Source organism: Candidatus Marifrigoribacter sp. Uisw_064 (genome assembly GCF_047730175.1).
Taxonomy (GTDB): Bacteria; Bacteroidota; Bacteroidia; order Flavobacteriales; family Flavobacteriaceae; genus Marifrigoribacter.
Genome location: NZ_CP159833.1, coordinates 882,435 through 897,562 on the forward strand (window position 1 = coordinate 882,435; position 15,128 = coordinate 897,562).

The 15,128-nt window shown below is 33.3% G+C and carries 11 protein-coding genes; 5 read left to right on the forward strand and 6 right to left on the reverse strand.

Annotation, left to right across the window (positions count from 1 at the left end; all coding sequences use genetic code 11):
* Position 1 precedes the first annotated feature (1 nt).
* Positions 2–1,012 carry a N(4)-(beta-N-acetylglucosaminyl)-L-asparaginase gene (locus ABXT64_RS03950; protein ID WP_443634110.1) on the forward strand — a complete coding sequence of 337 codons (1,011 nt, stop codon included), beginning with the start codon at positions 2–4 and terminating at the stop codon, positions 1,010–1,012.
* 2 nt (positions 1,013–1,014) lie between these two features.
* Positions 1,015–2,334, forward strand: coding sequence for a sugar MFS transporter (locus ABXT64_RS03955; protein WP_443634111.1), 1,320 nt, complete (start codon positions 1,015–1,017; stop codon positions 2,332–2,334).
* Between the two features lies 1 nt (position 2,335).
* On the opposite strand, the gene ABXT64_RS03960 is transcribed toward ABXT64_RS03955, so the two are convergent.
* Positions 2,336–3,196: a cyanophycinase gene (locus tag ABXT64_RS03960; protein ID WP_443634113.1), complete on the reverse strand. Its 861-nt coding sequence runs from the start codon at positions 3,194–3,196 to the stop codon at positions 2,336–2,338.
* A gap of 92 nt (positions 3,197–3,288) precedes the next feature.
* Here ABXT64_RS03960 and cphA point away from each other — a divergent pair, with 92 nt between their 5' ends.
* On the forward strand, positions 3,289–5,925 hold the full coding sequence (gene cphA / locus ABXT64_RS03965) for a cyanophycin synthetase (protein WP_443634114.1): 2,637 nt from the start codon (positions 3,289–3,291) through the stop codon (positions 5,923–5,925).
* Positions 5,926–6,376: 451 nt separating this feature from the next.
* On the opposite strand, the gene ABXT64_RS03970 is transcribed toward cphA, so the two are convergent.
* The 5 genes from ABXT64_RS03970 to ABXT64_RS03990 all read right to left on the reverse strand — a co-directional run bounded on the left by ABXT64_RS03970 (position 6,377) and on the right by ABXT64_RS03990 (position 11,213).
* Complete coding sequence (locus tag ABXT64_RS03970) at positions 6,377–7,306, reverse strand: isoaspartyl peptidase/L-asparaginase family protein (protein WP_443634115.1); 930 nt, start codon at positions 7,304–7,306, stop codon at positions 6,377–6,379.
* 114 nt (positions 7,307–7,420) lie between these two features.
* Entirely contained in the window at positions 7,421–8,356 is a 936-nt protein-coding gene (locus tag ABXT64_RS03975; protein WP_443634117.1) for a hypothetical protein, read from the reverse strand.
* 100 nt (positions 8,357–8,456) lie between these two features.
* Positions 8,457–9,413, reverse strand: a complete 957-nt coding sequence (locus ABXT64_RS03980) for a DUF6175 family protein (protein ID WP_443634119.1) — start codon at positions 9,411–9,413, stop codon at positions 8,457–8,459.
* An 18-nt stretch (positions 9,414–9,431) separates the two neighbouring features.
* The gene (locus ABXT64_RS03985; RefSeq protein ID WP_443634120.1) at positions 9,432–9,953 is read right to left on the reverse strand and encodes a hypothetical protein; all 522 of its coding nucleotides are present in this window, start codon (positions 9,951–9,953) and stop codon (positions 9,432–9,434) included.
* Positions 9,954–9,968: 15 nt separating this feature from the next.
* A complete protein-coding gene (locus tag ABXT64_RS03990; RefSeq protein ID WP_443634122.1) occupies positions 9,969–11,213 on the reverse strand; it encodes a hypothetical protein in 1,245 nt (414 codons plus the stop codon).
* Between the two features lie 135 nt (positions 11,214–11,348).
* On the opposite strand from ABXT64_RS03990, the gene polA reads away from it, so the two are divergent.
* Both polA and ABXT64_RS04000 read left to right on the forward strand, forming a co-directional pair.
* On the forward strand, positions 11,349–14,183 hold the full coding sequence (polA, locus tag ABXT64_RS03995; protein ID WP_443634123.1) for a DNA polymerase I: 2,835 nt from the start codon (positions 11,349–11,351) through the stop codon (positions 14,181–14,183).
* 25 nt (positions 14,184–14,208) lie between these two features.
* Positions 14,209–15,078 carry a DUF808 domain-containing protein gene (locus tag ABXT64_RS04000; protein ID WP_443634124.1) on the forward strand — a complete coding sequence of 290 codons (870 nt, stop codon included), beginning with the start codon at positions 14,209–14,211 and terminating at the stop codon, positions 15,076–15,078.
* Positions 15,079–15,128: the final 50 nt, after the last annotated feature.

Here is a 15,128-nt window from a genome sequence, read left to right on the forward strand (position 1 = left end):
AATGAAAAGAAGAAATTTTATTAAAAATGCATCCTTAACGGGAGTTGGACTTACAGTTGGAAGTGCAATCATCGGTTGTAAAGAAATACCTTCAGAAGAAAAAACTCCCATTATAGAAAATAAAGAATCTGAATTGACTGCTACATTACCCATTGTAATTGCAACATGGAATGTGGAAAATTCTACAGCAAAAGCGTGGGAAGTATTACAGGAAGGAAAATCTTCTTTAGAAGCCATTGAGCAAGGATGTATGATTGAGGAAGCGAACGCTGAAGGGCAATCTGTTGGATTAGGCGGATTACCAGATCGAGATGGAAATGTCACCTTAGATGCTTGCATTATGAATAAAGAAGGAGATTATGGAGCAGTGGTTTGTATGCAAAATATTATTCATCCTATCGCTGTAGCAAGAAAAGTGATGGAAGATACTCCCCATGTAATTTTAGCAGGAAAAGGCGCTGAGCAATTTGCAGTTTCATTAGGATTTAAAAGAGAAAATCTATTAACCGAAGCTTCAAAAAAAGCCTGGGAGGAATGGAAAAAAACTTCAGAATATAAACCCATTATTAATATTGAAAACCATGATACCATTGGGATGCTAGCCATCGATAAAAATGGAGATATTGCAGGGGGTTGTACCACGAGTGGACTCGCTTACAAAATGGCAGGTCGTGTAGGTGATTCTCCAATTATAGGCTCTGGACTTTTTATTGATAATGAAATAGGTGGAGCTACCGCCACTGGTTTAGGCGAAGAAGTATTAAAAACAGTCGGGAGTTTTTTAATAGTAGAATTAATGCGACAAGGAAAATCTCCTCAAGAAGCATGTGAAGAGGCTATAAAAAGAATCATTAAAAAGAGCCCTAATTTTGAGAATTTTCAAGTGGGATATATTGCAGTAAATAAAAAAGGTGAAACGGGTGCCTATTCAATTCATGAAGGCTTTTATACCACCACGTATCAGAATAATGAAAACATTAGTAACGCTCCAGATTTCTATAATAAAAAATAAATATGTCTCAACAAAAATCATATCGTTCCGCTTTTATAACAATCACTATTTTATTTTTTCTTTGGGGTTTTATCACAGTACTCGTAGACAGTCTCATCCCAAGATTGAAAGATGTTTTTGAATTAACCTATGCAAAAACAGTATTGGTTCAATTTGCATTTTTTGTTGCATTTTTTGTGTTTTCAGTTCCTGCTGGTTTTTTATTATCTAAAATTGGTTACAAAAAAGGAATCATTTTAGGTTTGGTAACCATGGCAATTGGTTGTTTGTTATTTTATCCTGCCGCTTCCAATCGATTATTTTCAGTATTTCTAATTGGATATTTTACGCTAGCGGGAGGAATTACCATTCTACAAGTAGCAGCTAATCCATATGTCGCTTTGTTAGGAAATGAAGATGGAGCCTCTAGTCGACTAAACTTATCTCAGGCATTTAACTCTTTAGGAACTACAATAGCTCCTGTAGTTGGTGCTTTATTTTTATTAAGTGATTCTGTTAAGTCTTCGGAAGAAATCGCAACACTAAGTGAAATAGAAAGAAGCGATTATTATCTAGCTGAAGCTGCCACCGTTCAAACTCCATTTCTTGCTATTGCAGGATTTATAGGAGTTTTAGCCTTGTTGTTTTTCTTTATTAAACTTCCTAAACTCATGGAAGAAAATCCGAAGGGAGGCTATATAGAATTATTGAAAAACAAACTAATGCTCATGGGTGCCTTAGGTATTTTTGTATACGTTGGTGCTGAAGTTGCTATTGGAAGTTTTCTTGTAAATTATTTTTACGATATGGGATTAGCAAGTGTGGTTGCAGAAAATGATTCCATGATGAATATTGCTAATACCATTGCAAAAACGTTTAATCAAACCTTTTCTGGTAAAGATCCGAAATCCTTATTGGGAATATTTGTAATATTTTATTGGGGAGGCGCTATGATTGGAAGGTTTGTAGGAGCTTATCTTACTAAAATAGTATCACCAGGAAAAGTATTAGGCACCTTTGCAACTTTAGCTATCACTATGATTGTAGTATCAATAAATACGCACGGTTTAATTTCGATGTGGTCGATATTAGCGGTTGGATTGTTTAACTCAATCATGTTTCCAACGATATTTACATTAACACTAGAAGGTTTAGGAGATTTAAAAGCACAAGCTTCAGGATTGCTTTGTATGGCAATTGTAGGAGGTGCAATAATTCCTTTTATATTCGGATCATTAATCGATTCTTTCGGGTTTAAAACTGCTTTTGTTTTAGCAATAGCATGTTATGGATATATCCTGTTTTTTGGATATAAAAAACACAAGCTAATTATAAAATCTTAATTTATACGAAAGGAGAATCTATCGGTAACACTCTGGTTTCTCTTGTTTTTATATTATAATGATCTCCATTTGAAAGTACATGTACCACAAGGTTGGTCATGGTCATTGGCGTACCCTCTTCTAGTATCTTTTCATTGTTATGAGTTAAGCCTTTAGGATCGAAAACAATAATCATACCTGATCCTATTACTTCAAACTCATTCCCATTTTTAATGACAAGCCCAGTGTCTTCAGCTAAACCAATTCCTAAAAGATTTGGGTGCTTAGCAACTGCTTCTGATTGTCTTCCAAATCTTCCTCTTTTAATAAAATGTGTATCAATGATAAGTCCAGGAATTAAACCTAATCCTTTATACATGAGCACAGCACCTTTTATAAAAGCCTCTGTACTACTTCCGCCAGCTATCATTTCATTAGTCATTACCATTGCTCCTGCGCTAGTTCCAGCTATGACAAAATTTTCATCATTTTTATATCGATCTAATAATATATCATGAATTTTAGTGCCTCCTATATGTTTTGTAATTTTGGATTGATTCCCTCCAGAGAACATAATACAATCTGCATTTAAAATCATTGCTATAGATTCATCCTTTTCGGAATCTTCTTGACTTCTAATATCTAAAACTTGAACATTTTCACAACCTAATTTAGCAAAAGCAGTAAGATAATTCTCTCCAACTTCTACTGGTATTCCAGATGCGGTTGGAATTACTACAATATTTGCCTCATTACCTCCACTTTCTTTTACAACTCTTGAAAGTATTCCTTCCTCAATATATTCTAGTTTATATTGTTCATGAATTTCAATCCCCTTATCTTCATTACCGCCTATTGGAATTAATGTTCCTTTTACTTGCATATTTTTTTTCTTGGGGACAAAAATAGAGGTTTAGAAATAAAAAAAATCATATATTTATAAACTTTCAGAATAATTATTAAAATCTAATCAACATGAAGATAAGAGAAATAAATGCCATGCGTGGCCCCAACTATTGGTCTATAAGACGTCATAGGTTAATAGTTATGGTCTTAGACCTTGAGGAAATGGAAGAATTACCTTCAAACAAAATCCATGGTTTTAGTGAACGATTAGAAGCAATGTTTCCAACCATGTTTAGCCATCGATGTTCCGTAGGAGAACCTGGTGGTTTTTTTCAACGAGTAAATGATGGTACTTGGATGGGACATATTATTGAGCACATTGCCCTTGAGATACAAACTTTAGCTGGTATGGATACTGGTTTCGGAAGAACCCGTGGATATGGTGAAGAAGGCGTTTATAATGTTGTGTTCTCCTATATTGAAGAAGATGCAGGACGTTATGCAGCAAAAGCTTCTGTAAAAATTTGTGAAGCTTTAATCTCTGGAGAAGCATATGATCTTGAAGAAGATATTCAAGAAATGCGTGAACTTCGAGAAGCTCAAAGACTTGGACCCAGTACTGGTTCAATTGTTGAAGAAGCAGCAAGAAGAGGAATTCCATGGATACGCTTAAACAAATACTCCTTAGTGCAATTAGGATATGGAGCCAATCAAAAAAGAATTCAAGCTACGGTAACTAGTGAAACGAGTAGCATTGGAGTTGAAATAGCTTGCGATAAAGAAGATACTAAATATTTATTAGAACAAGCTGAAGTTGATGTTCCGCGAGGGGATATCATTCGCCGAGAACGAAGTCTAAATGATGCTTGTGATTATGTTGGTTTTCCACTAGTAATAAAACCTGTTGATGGAAATCATGGCAGAGGAATCACCGTAGATATTAATAATTATAAGGATGCATTAGTTGCTTTTAATCATGCAAAAGACAGCTCTCGGAGTGGTGCTATTATCGTTGAAAAATTTATTACAGGTGACGATTATCGACTCCTAGTAATTAACAACCAATTAGTTGCAGCAGCGATTAGAACTCCTGCACATGTAATTGGTAATGGAAAGTCAAGCATACAAGAATTAATTGATGTTGTAAATAGTGACCCAAGAAGAGGCTATGGACATGAAAAAGTGCTAACTCAAATTACAACAAACGAATTAACTCAAACTTTAATAAAATCAGCTGGTTACACCTTAGATTCTGTTTTACCAGAGGGTGAACGATTAATTTTAAAAGATACCGCCAATTTAAGTACGGGTGGGACTGCTGAAGATATTACAGATATTATTCATCCTGCAAATGTTTCAATGGCAGAACGAATTTCAAAAATTATCGATTTAGATATTTGTGGAATTGACATCATGACTACTGATATTTCCAAACCTCTTTCAGAAACAGGCGGAGCAGTATTAGAAGTAAATGCAGGTCCAGGATTTAGAATGCATTTAGCCCCTACCACAGGATTACCAAGAAATGTAGCAGCTCCAGTAATAGATAAATTATTCCCTAAAGGAAAAACCGGTAGAATTCCAATTATTGCTGTCACTGGAACAAATGGAAAAACTACTACAACAAGATTGCTTGCTCACATTGCAAAAATGAATGGGCATCGAGTAGGATATACAACAAGTGATGGTGTATATATTCAAAATAGATTATTAATGACTGGTGATTGTACGGGTCCTGCTAGTGCAGAATTTGTATTGAAAGACCCAACAGTAAACTTTGCTATATTAGAAAGCGCTAGAGGTGGATTATTAAGAGCTGGTTTAGGCTTTAAAAAATGTGATATTGCTATTGTAACTAATGTAGCCGCTGATCACTTAGGTTTAAAAGGAATTCATACCGTAGAGCAATTAGCTAAAGTAAAAGGAGTGGTTCCAGAAACCGTATTACCTGATGGTTATGCTATTTTAAATGCTGATGATGATTTGGTGTATGATATGCGCAGAGGTATAGAATGTAATTTAGCCTTGTTTTCTATGGATGAAAACAATCCACATATAAAAGCATTACAAAGAAAGGGTGGTATTACTGCTGTGTATGAAAATGGTTTTGTTACTATTTGTCGGGGAGAGTGGAAAATGCGTGTAATGAAAGCAGAAAATATTCCTCTTACTTATGGTGGTAAAGCAAAGTTTATGATTCAAAATGTATTACCAGCGATACTTGCTGCTAATATTCAAGGAATTAGTATTGAAGATATGAAAGCTGCTTTAGAAACTTTTATTCCTTCAGCATCTCAAACACCAGGTCGTTTAAATTTATTTAAGTTTAATGATTTTAGTATCCTATTAGATTATGCTCATAATCCTGCAGGAATGAGAGCACTTAAGGATTTTACAGATGAATTAGAAGCCACTGTAAAAGTGGGTATTATAGCTGGTATTGGTGATAGACGTGTAGAAGATAATAATGAAATGGGAGCCATCGCTGCAGAAATGTTTGATGAAATTATTATTCGTCAAGACAAACGATTGCGAGGTAAATCTGAAGAAGAACTTATTAAGATGCTGAATGATGGGATTAAAATGAAAGATCCAAATAAAAAAATTACAATTATTCCTTCTGAAAGAGAAGCCATTTTATATGCTGTAAAAAATGCTGTAAAAGGATCGTTAATAATATTAAGTAGTGATGTAATTCCAGATGCATTAGAATTAGTAAAAGAATTAAAGGAATTAGATTCTGAAGGCAGGTTAAATGAAATATAAAAAATTGAAAAGCCGCCCCCAAAGCGGCTTTTCTTCTCAAAAGATTATTTAAAATTACCCCAACTACGAAACTATTTGTTTTTAGCTACCTCAATTATAACATTTGGTTGATATTCCAAAGCACTTAACCTTGTCTCAAAATCAAGATATAACTGAACTTTGAAAATACGCCTTTCAGTAATATCAATAGCGACTAGAAATCTTTGTCTTTCTGAAATATCTTGGGCTACTACAATTGCAGGAAAAAGAAAGAGAATTATATCTTTCAATAGAATTTAGATATATCTAAAGGACTATTTTTTTTAGTGCTTTAAAAATTAAGCCTTTTATCTGCATTAAAAGAGTTTTATAAAAAAGGAAAACCGTCACAAACGTGATGGGTTTTCGGCGCAAATTTGATTAATCCACCCTAAGTGAATCAACCTACTTATAACATACAGTTACAAAAAAATTATTTATATATCGAAATCTCTTTTTCTCCTTTTGAAGTTTTATAGGCTCTATACATTCCTTCCGTATTAAATGGCATTGAAATAGCACCTTCTGCATCTACTCCAATTAAACCACCATCTCCTCCAATTTCTAAAATTCTTTTATTAATTACTTCTTCACAAGCACTAACTAAATCAAGCCCTTTATACTCCATTAAGCATGAAACATCATAAGCCACAACTCCTCTTATAAAAAACTCTCCACTTCCCGTACAAGAGATCGCACAGGTTTTATTATTCGCATAATTTCCAGCGCCAATCATTGGGCTATCTCCAACTCTACCCCATTTTTTATTGGTCATACCTCCTGTTGAAGTCGCTGCTGCTATATTCCCGTTTTGATCACAGGCAACTGCTCCTACCGTTCCAAACTTTGAATCTTTTTTAACTGAATGATCTAATTGAAAAGCATCGGTATCTTTAATCTGTGTCCATTGATCGTGTCGCAATTGATCATAAAAATAAGATGGCTCTTCTAAATTGTAGTTCTGGCTTTTTGCAAATTGCATTGCTCCTTCACCTGCTAAAAAAACATGCTCACTTTTCTCCATCACATCTTTTGCAAGACTAATTGGGTTTTTAATTCCTGAAATTAAAGAAACTGCTCCAGCTTGTAAATTAGATCCATCCATAATTGAAGCATCCATTTCGTGTGTTCCTTCAGCAGTAAAAACACTTCCCTTTCCAGCATTAAAAAGAGGTGAATTCTCTAATTCTTTAACCGAAGCTTCAACTGCACCTATTGCCGTTCCTCCCTGTTCTAAAATTGAAAATCCTTTATCTAAAGCTAAAGTAAGTGCATTCTTATAAGCTGTTTCTTTTTCAGGTGTCATCATTCCTTTTACAAGAGTTCCTGCACCTCCATGTATGGCTATTGAAAATGTTTTCATTATTTAATAAATCTACAATTGATCAGGTTACAAAACTATTATTCTTAAAGCAATAATAGATAGGAAGAAAGAAAAAATCTCGTTCTAAATTAAAATTAGAACGAGATTAAAATTTTAATACCAACCTCTAGTATTATATGTTATGTTTTGTGGTTGATTTCTACCATAAGCAACTCCTATATCTCTAGCTGCATTTATAGCTCTTTTTTTAAGATCTAACACCTTTAATTGATAGTTCCAACTTCTATCTGAAAGATCCTTAACTCGACTTGATATTTTTGAAAACAATGAGTTTACCTGAGAAAAACATTTAGCTTGAGGATCAATACTTGCTAGGATTACACCTGCTTCATTCGCTGCACCAATGTTTTGATTTGCCGCCCAAATAGCTTGTGCTTCTGCTAATTTTATTTTACAATCTCTATCTATTATTTTTTGATAAAGATTACCCATCTTTCTTTCAATTTTATCAAAACAAGAACTTGCTTCAGGAACATTAGCTAATTGTTCTAATGCTTCTTCAAGTTTGTTCTGAGACTCTAAACTACCAGCTTTCTTTACAATTAAATCACAATTCTCATTATAGTAATTAATGATTTTTTGTTTTCCTCTAGTAATAAAATCTTGAACTGCTGTATTTTTTGGACTTAACCTTTTTAATGCCGAAATATAAGCTTTGGTCTCATTTGTGCCTACTCCTTTTAATTCAAAATATTCGCTTTCAAAAAGATTGCCTGCCACACCATCACCAATATATAAAGTAACCCCAAGGTTAATGGCTACTTTAGGAGGCGCTGTTGCGGTAACATTTTTACTTAAAACAGTTACATTAGGAACCAATATAAATCTTGAATTATAAACATTGTCACTAATTCCATTCTTTGTAATTATTTGTCCTAATTTATTTACAAACATTTTTTTAGCAGATGCAGGAATTCCTTCTGCTTGAGTCGGTATATAAGCACCTAATAATATCCCATTATCATTTGTAGTTTCCTGAGCTACTATTCCAGTTGATATAAATAGTAATATATATATTATATTTTTCATGTGTCTAAATTATTTTATTAAAACGGTCACATGCTGTTCGCTAATAATTATCCTCTTATGTGATAATGCTTTTAGCATGCTCGTTTCATGTGTTTTATTTTTATTTTCCTCCTAAAATCAAGGTAGCTCTTCCTAATCCTTTCATAACTAATTTATTAGGGATAGAATAAGGTGCATTTTTTAAGAATTTACTTAAACCTCTTATATACCTTCTAGCATCAATTGCTCTTCCTTTATCGTTATAAAGTGGAATTCTTACTTGTTCAAATAAGGCCATACTTTCAGTCATATCGGTCGTACTAAATCTTCCTTTTACTGTATTATCTGCTAACCAATCTTCAATAAGAAACCCAAGTTCTTCTCCATCAAATTCACTTTCTAAATCTTCATCCCAATCATCCCATGTTTGAATTCTTAAAATAATTTCACGACCATTTTCAAACATATCATCAAAATGTGATTGTAAGGAAACACAAAAATTATCGATGTGAGCTAAAACCGATTCAGATAATAGAACTGGTAATTCCGCAGAAAAAGATGGAGCTCCAGTTCCAGTTGCAGTTGCAATCTGTTTGTCGGTATATGAATCTAAACCTTGTAGGTTGAAAGTGATCGATTTTTTAGGTCCTGTTTTATTAATCGTCCATGTAAGTTGCATAATGATGTCTGCTTTTGCGACTTTCTTTAAGGCATCTATCGGACTTTCATTTACATTGCTTCCAGAATCTTTAGAAGATCTCATATTGTCTTCTGCTGCATTAGACTCTAATGTTTTAATAGCTGCTTCCATGTTTTTTAAAGGAAATCCTCTGTCAGCCATCATTCCGTTAATTTGACTGATTACTAGAAGAACATCTGTATTTTCTTGAAAAGCTCTTTTATAATCTGGAATTCTTATTGTAGAACCTTGATCATCAAAAGTGAGCACATAACCATTTTGAATGCACCATGCATCACTAGGTACAACCATAATAGTAGGTTTTTTAGCCTGACCAAATGACAATACACTAAACGTTAATATACTTATTGTTAAAATTAATTTTATTCTATTTTTCATATGTCTACTTTAAATATTTTAGAAACCTGAACTAAGGCCTTTAGCTATTCCTTCTTTTTCAAGTCTTTTTCTTAATTGATCACTTTGTACATTAACTATTACGCCTATTTTATATTCTCTTTTGCTAATTTTTAATCGGTCTCCTGGCGCAATACTTCCATCTGTTGCTGCAGATACATACTTCATATATTCTCCTCCTTCAGCAAAAAATTTATCGAAAAATTCTTTGTGACTTGCTTCAACATCTGGTGAGCTTACTAATGCTTTAAATGAAGTACATCCTTGTCCTCCTCCTGCATATCCTTTAAATATCATTCCGTGTACAGCGTTTTTCATTGCACTCGAAATTGCATGTTTAGGGTTCTTAGAATAGGACCATACTTTTACTAGTTTGGACCCTTGCTTTGCGATCCCTTCACATTCAATATCGTAGCGCCATATTTTGGTGTCAGCATTTGCTTTATTCTTTTTCCATTGTGCATTTGCACTAAACCCGAAAAGAATAACCATTGCTATGAGTAAAATTTGTTTTTTCTTCATATAAATTAAATTTAGTTAGTCTATTTGTCTAATTAACATTCCTGAATAATACTTGTTTTTCTTACCCTTAAATATAGTAAATTTATTTTCTGAAGGGTTTTCTTCTTCTGCTAAATATCTGTTATCCCAAATTTTTCCTTTTTCAACTTTGATCACTCCAAGGCGTTCATAAACTGTTTTACCTTCATCATTAATCACTTGTTCTAACACTTCGTATTTATCCCCTTTTTCAAGCCCTTCTTTAAGACCAATCGCCGCCGAAATTGGGTCTCCACTCTTTAAAGGTGTTTTTGTTCTAAAAACTTCATACTTTCTTTGAAGTTTTGCTATTACTGCATCAACTGCTTTTATAGTCGCGACAGAGATTAATTCTTCTTCAGATTTTTTTGTAAACGTAGTACTCTGCAAATCTGCCCATGCAGTTTCTACACCTACTACTTCAAGCGTAAATAAATCTGTTTCATTAAAAGCTTTCACTTTTTCAGCATCAATACTACTATCATCTGTCCAAAAGTCATTATAAAAAATAGCTGCTACCTCTTCATTCCAAACCAATTTATACAAATACGCAGAGGTTTTTATAATATAACCCTTACCAAGAACACCAACAGCAGCAGAAGTTCCATCTGCAATTAATGAAACTGTTGAACCTCCTACTGCAGATACAACCGAAAGTAATCCTTTTGTTTTTTTAGCAACTTCTTCTTTGTTCGTATATTTAAAATCATTGACAACAACAAATGTGTTTTTAATTAATTCCTCTCCTGCGTCAGCGACCATAGAAAGTCCTCTTTCGCTATTCTTAGCAATTTTAATGTCTAAATCAGTTGCATTATAAGAACCTCTTTCAGCAATTAAATTCATATTAAATCCACCACTCTCACTTCTATTAAACCATTTTGCCACGATTCCTTTTGCTATATCATTGGTGCTAAAATAATCTACAATAGCTTCCTCTTGTGCAATTTTTAATTCTTTCTTGGAAAGTGAATCATTATATGTTTTAGGGATTTCCCTATCGGTAACAATATGGTTATTGAATTTATCTGGAATAGTTGAGTTTGTAAAAGTTTCTTGTATTACAGAACTAAATTCTCTATTTTCATCCGCAATCATTAAAGTATATAATGAGCTTCTTCTGTACTTAAGATCTGAAGATTCTTCCTGTGCAAAGGTCTGTGCAGTAAAGAATATAAAGAAAATGAAAAATGCTATTTTAGAGCATGTTGAATTCGTTGATTTGTTTGTTAAGTTTTTCATAATGGGTTAGTTAGTTCCTCAAATTTAGTGATTTATAATAAGTTAAAAAAGAATAGCTGTATTTATTACAACACTAAAATATTTCTTAGCACCAAATTTGTTTTGTAGATTTGGTTTTCGTCAAAAACACGATACATGTCAGACAAAAAAAGATTGTTTTTAGTAGATGCTTTTGCTTTAATATTCCGCGGTTATTACGCACTAATAAAAAACCCCAGGATCAACTCGAAAGGGATGGACACCTCAGCTATTTTGGGATTCACGAATTCTTTATTAGATGTTATTAAACGTGAAAGACCCGATCACTTAGCTGTTTGTTTTGATCGGGGAGGAAGTGTTGCTAGAAAAGAAGCTTTTCCAGAATACAAAGCCAATCGTGATGCTACACCAGATGCCATAAAAATTGCGATTCCTTATATTGAAAAAATATTAACAGCCATGCATATCCCTATCATGGTAAAAGAAGGTTTTGAAGCCGATGATGTAATTGGCACTCTTGCAAAAAAAGCAGAAAAAGAAGGGTACAAAACCTTTATGGTAACACCAGATAAAGATTTTGCACAATTGGTTTCTGAAAACATTTTTATGTACCGACCAATGTTTGGGGGTGGATATGAAACTTGGGGAATTCCTGAAGTTCAAAAACGTTTCGAAGTTGAATCTCCATTACAAGTAATCGATTACCTAGGAATGATGGGAGATGCCAGTGATAATATTCCTGGACTTCCGGGTGTTGGTGATAAAACAGCTAAAAAATTTATAGCTGCATATGGAAGTATGGAAGGCTTATTAGCCAATACTGATCAACTGAAAGGTAAAATGAAAGAGAAGGTAGAAGCTTCAAAAGAACTTGGAATTCTTTCAAAAGAATTAGCGACTATAATTTTGGATGTTCCTGTTGATTTCAATGCCCAAGATTTTGAAATGTCGAAACCTGATATTTCTGGTGTAACCGAAATTTTTGAAGAATTAGAATTTAGAAGGTTAACTGCCAATTTTTTAAAAACCTTTGCTACTGAAACCGCAGCTACTTTAACAACAACTACAAAAAAAGAACCTGTCAATAAAGCAGAACCTCAATCGGCTGGCTTGGGACAATTTTCACTTTTTGGTGGAGACGGAGAACCTTCAAATGATCAAGAGGTTTATAATTCAAGAAACAATATTTCAACCACAGAACATTTCTACCAAAGTGTGCAACCTGGTATGGGAACCAAATTATTTCTTCAGAATTTAATGAAACAAACCAGTGTCTGTTTCGATACTGAAACAACAGGATTAAATCCAATTACAGCTGAGTTAGTTGGAATTGCATTTTCTTGGGAAGTTGGCAAAGGGTTTTATGTTTCTATTTCCGAAGAAAAAGAAAAAGCGCAAGAAATTTTAGAACTACTTCGACCATTTTTTGAAAATGTATCTATTGAAAAAATAGGCCAAAATCTAAAATACGACATTAAAGTACTAGCAAAATATGGTATTACAGTGAAAGGAAAATTGTTTGATACCATGTTAGCACATTATTTAATCAATCCCGATATGCGTCATAATATGGACGCTCTTTCTGAAGCATACCTCAACTACACCCCAGTTTCTATCACAGAATTAATTGGCAAAAAAGGAAAAAATCAATTAACAATGCGTGATGTTCCTGTTGAAAAACAAACCGAATATGCTGTTGAAGATGCGGATATTACACTTCAGTTAAAAGAACATTTCACAAAAGAACTAGTAGAAGCGAAGACGCGTACCTTATTTGATGATATTGAAATTCCATTACTGCGTGTTCTTGCTGCAATGGAATTAGAAGGAATTAATTTGAATAGTGACTTTTTAAATGAATTATCAACGGTGTTAGATACCGATATAAACGTGTTAATTTCTAAAATATATGAAGCGGCTGGAGAAGAATTTAATATTGCATCTCCAAAACAATTAGGTGTGATTCTATTTGAAAAAATGAAACTGGTCGACAAGCCTAAAAAGACAAAAACAGGACAATATTCTACCGCTGAAGATGTGCTTTCTTATTTAGCAAAAGATCATGAAATTATTCGTGACGTACTAGAATACAGAGGGCTTGCAAAATTAAAAAGCACCTATGTTGATGCATTACCATTACAGGTTGAAGAATCTACGAAACGAATTCATACTGATTATATGCAAACTGTTGCTGCTACAGGCCGTTTAAGCAGTAATAACCCTAATTTACAGAATATTCCAATTCGTACCGAACGAGGTCGTGAAGTACGAAAAGCATTTATCCCAAGAGATGAAGATCATATATTATTAGCGGCAGATTATTCACAAATAGAGTTGCGAATAATCGCTGCTTTAAGTGAAGAATCTACCATGATTGAAGCCTTTAAAAATGGCGAAGATATTCATGCCTCAACTGCTGCGAATGTTTTTAATGTTCCTTTAAATGAAGTAACTCGTGAACAACGGAGCAATGCTAAGACCGTTAACTTCGGAATTATATATGGTGTTTCTGCCTTTGGATTGAGCAACCAAACTGACTTAACGCGATCTGAAGCTAAAGAATTAATTGAAACTTATTATGCAACCTACCCTAAGTTAAGAAGCTATATGAGTAGACAAATTGATTTTGCAAGAGACAATGAATATGTACAAACAGTGTTAGGGCGCCGCAGGTATTTAAAAAATATTAATGCTCAAAATGCAATAGTACGAGGCGCTGCCGAGCGAAATGCTGTTAATGCTCCCATCCAAGGAAGTGCTGCAGATATCATTAAAATTGCTATGATTAATATTTTTAATAAATTGGAGGAAGGCAATTATAAAAGTAAGATGTTATTACAGGTTCATGATGAATTAGTATTTGACATTTACAAACCAGAATTAGAAACGTTACAGCCTTTAATTAAAACTGAAATGGAAAATGCTTTTCAATTGAGTGTTCCTTTAGATGTAGAAATTGGTTTAGGGAATAATTGGCTAGAAGCACATTAATAATTAAATTATAAAAACAAAATTAATGGCATCAGGCTTTTTTGCTCTTTTTGATGATATAGCAGTATTACTAGATGATGTTGCTGCAATGAGTAAAATTGCAACAAAAAAAACAGCAGGTATTTTAGGAGATGATTTAGCGGTAAATGCTGAAAAAGCTTCTGGGTTTACTTCAACTAGAGAACTCCCTATTTTATGGTCGATTACAAAGGGTTCATTTTTAAACAAGCTTATTATTTTACCGATCGCTTTTCTTTTAAGCGCATTTTTACCAAGCACTATTATCCCTATTTTATTAATTGGCGGAATATATTTAGCTTTTGAAGGTGCCGAAAAAATATATGAATACATTTTTCCTCATCAACATAGTGAACATGTGAGTGAAGATTTAGTTGAAATGACTGAAGAAGAAATTATTATCTATGAAAAGAAAAGAATAAAATCAGCTATAATAGTAGATTTCATTCTTTCCTTAGAAATTATAATTATCGCACTTAGTACTGTTGTTGAAAAATCACTTTCAATACAAATAATAGTAGTAACTATTGTCGCGATTATAGCTACTGCTGGGGTGTATGGTATTGTAGCTTTAATTATAAGAATGGACGATTTTGGATATCGTTTAATCAAACTTAACTCCAATAATAAAAGTGTTTTAAATAGAATAGGCCAATTTTTAGTAAACGCATTACCAATAATAATAAGGGGTTTAGCTTTCATTGGTACTATTGCAATGTTATTAGTTGCAGGAGGTATTTATGTGCATAATATTAATTATATTCATAAATTAATCCATTCAATACCTTCTATTATTGGAGAATTTATCGTTGGCCTAATTGTTGGATTTGTTGCGCTTTTTATTGTAAAATCCTTTAAACGATTATCTAATAAATAATGTATTTCACGTTTAAGCGTGAAGCTTATTGATAGATTTTATCTAAATTT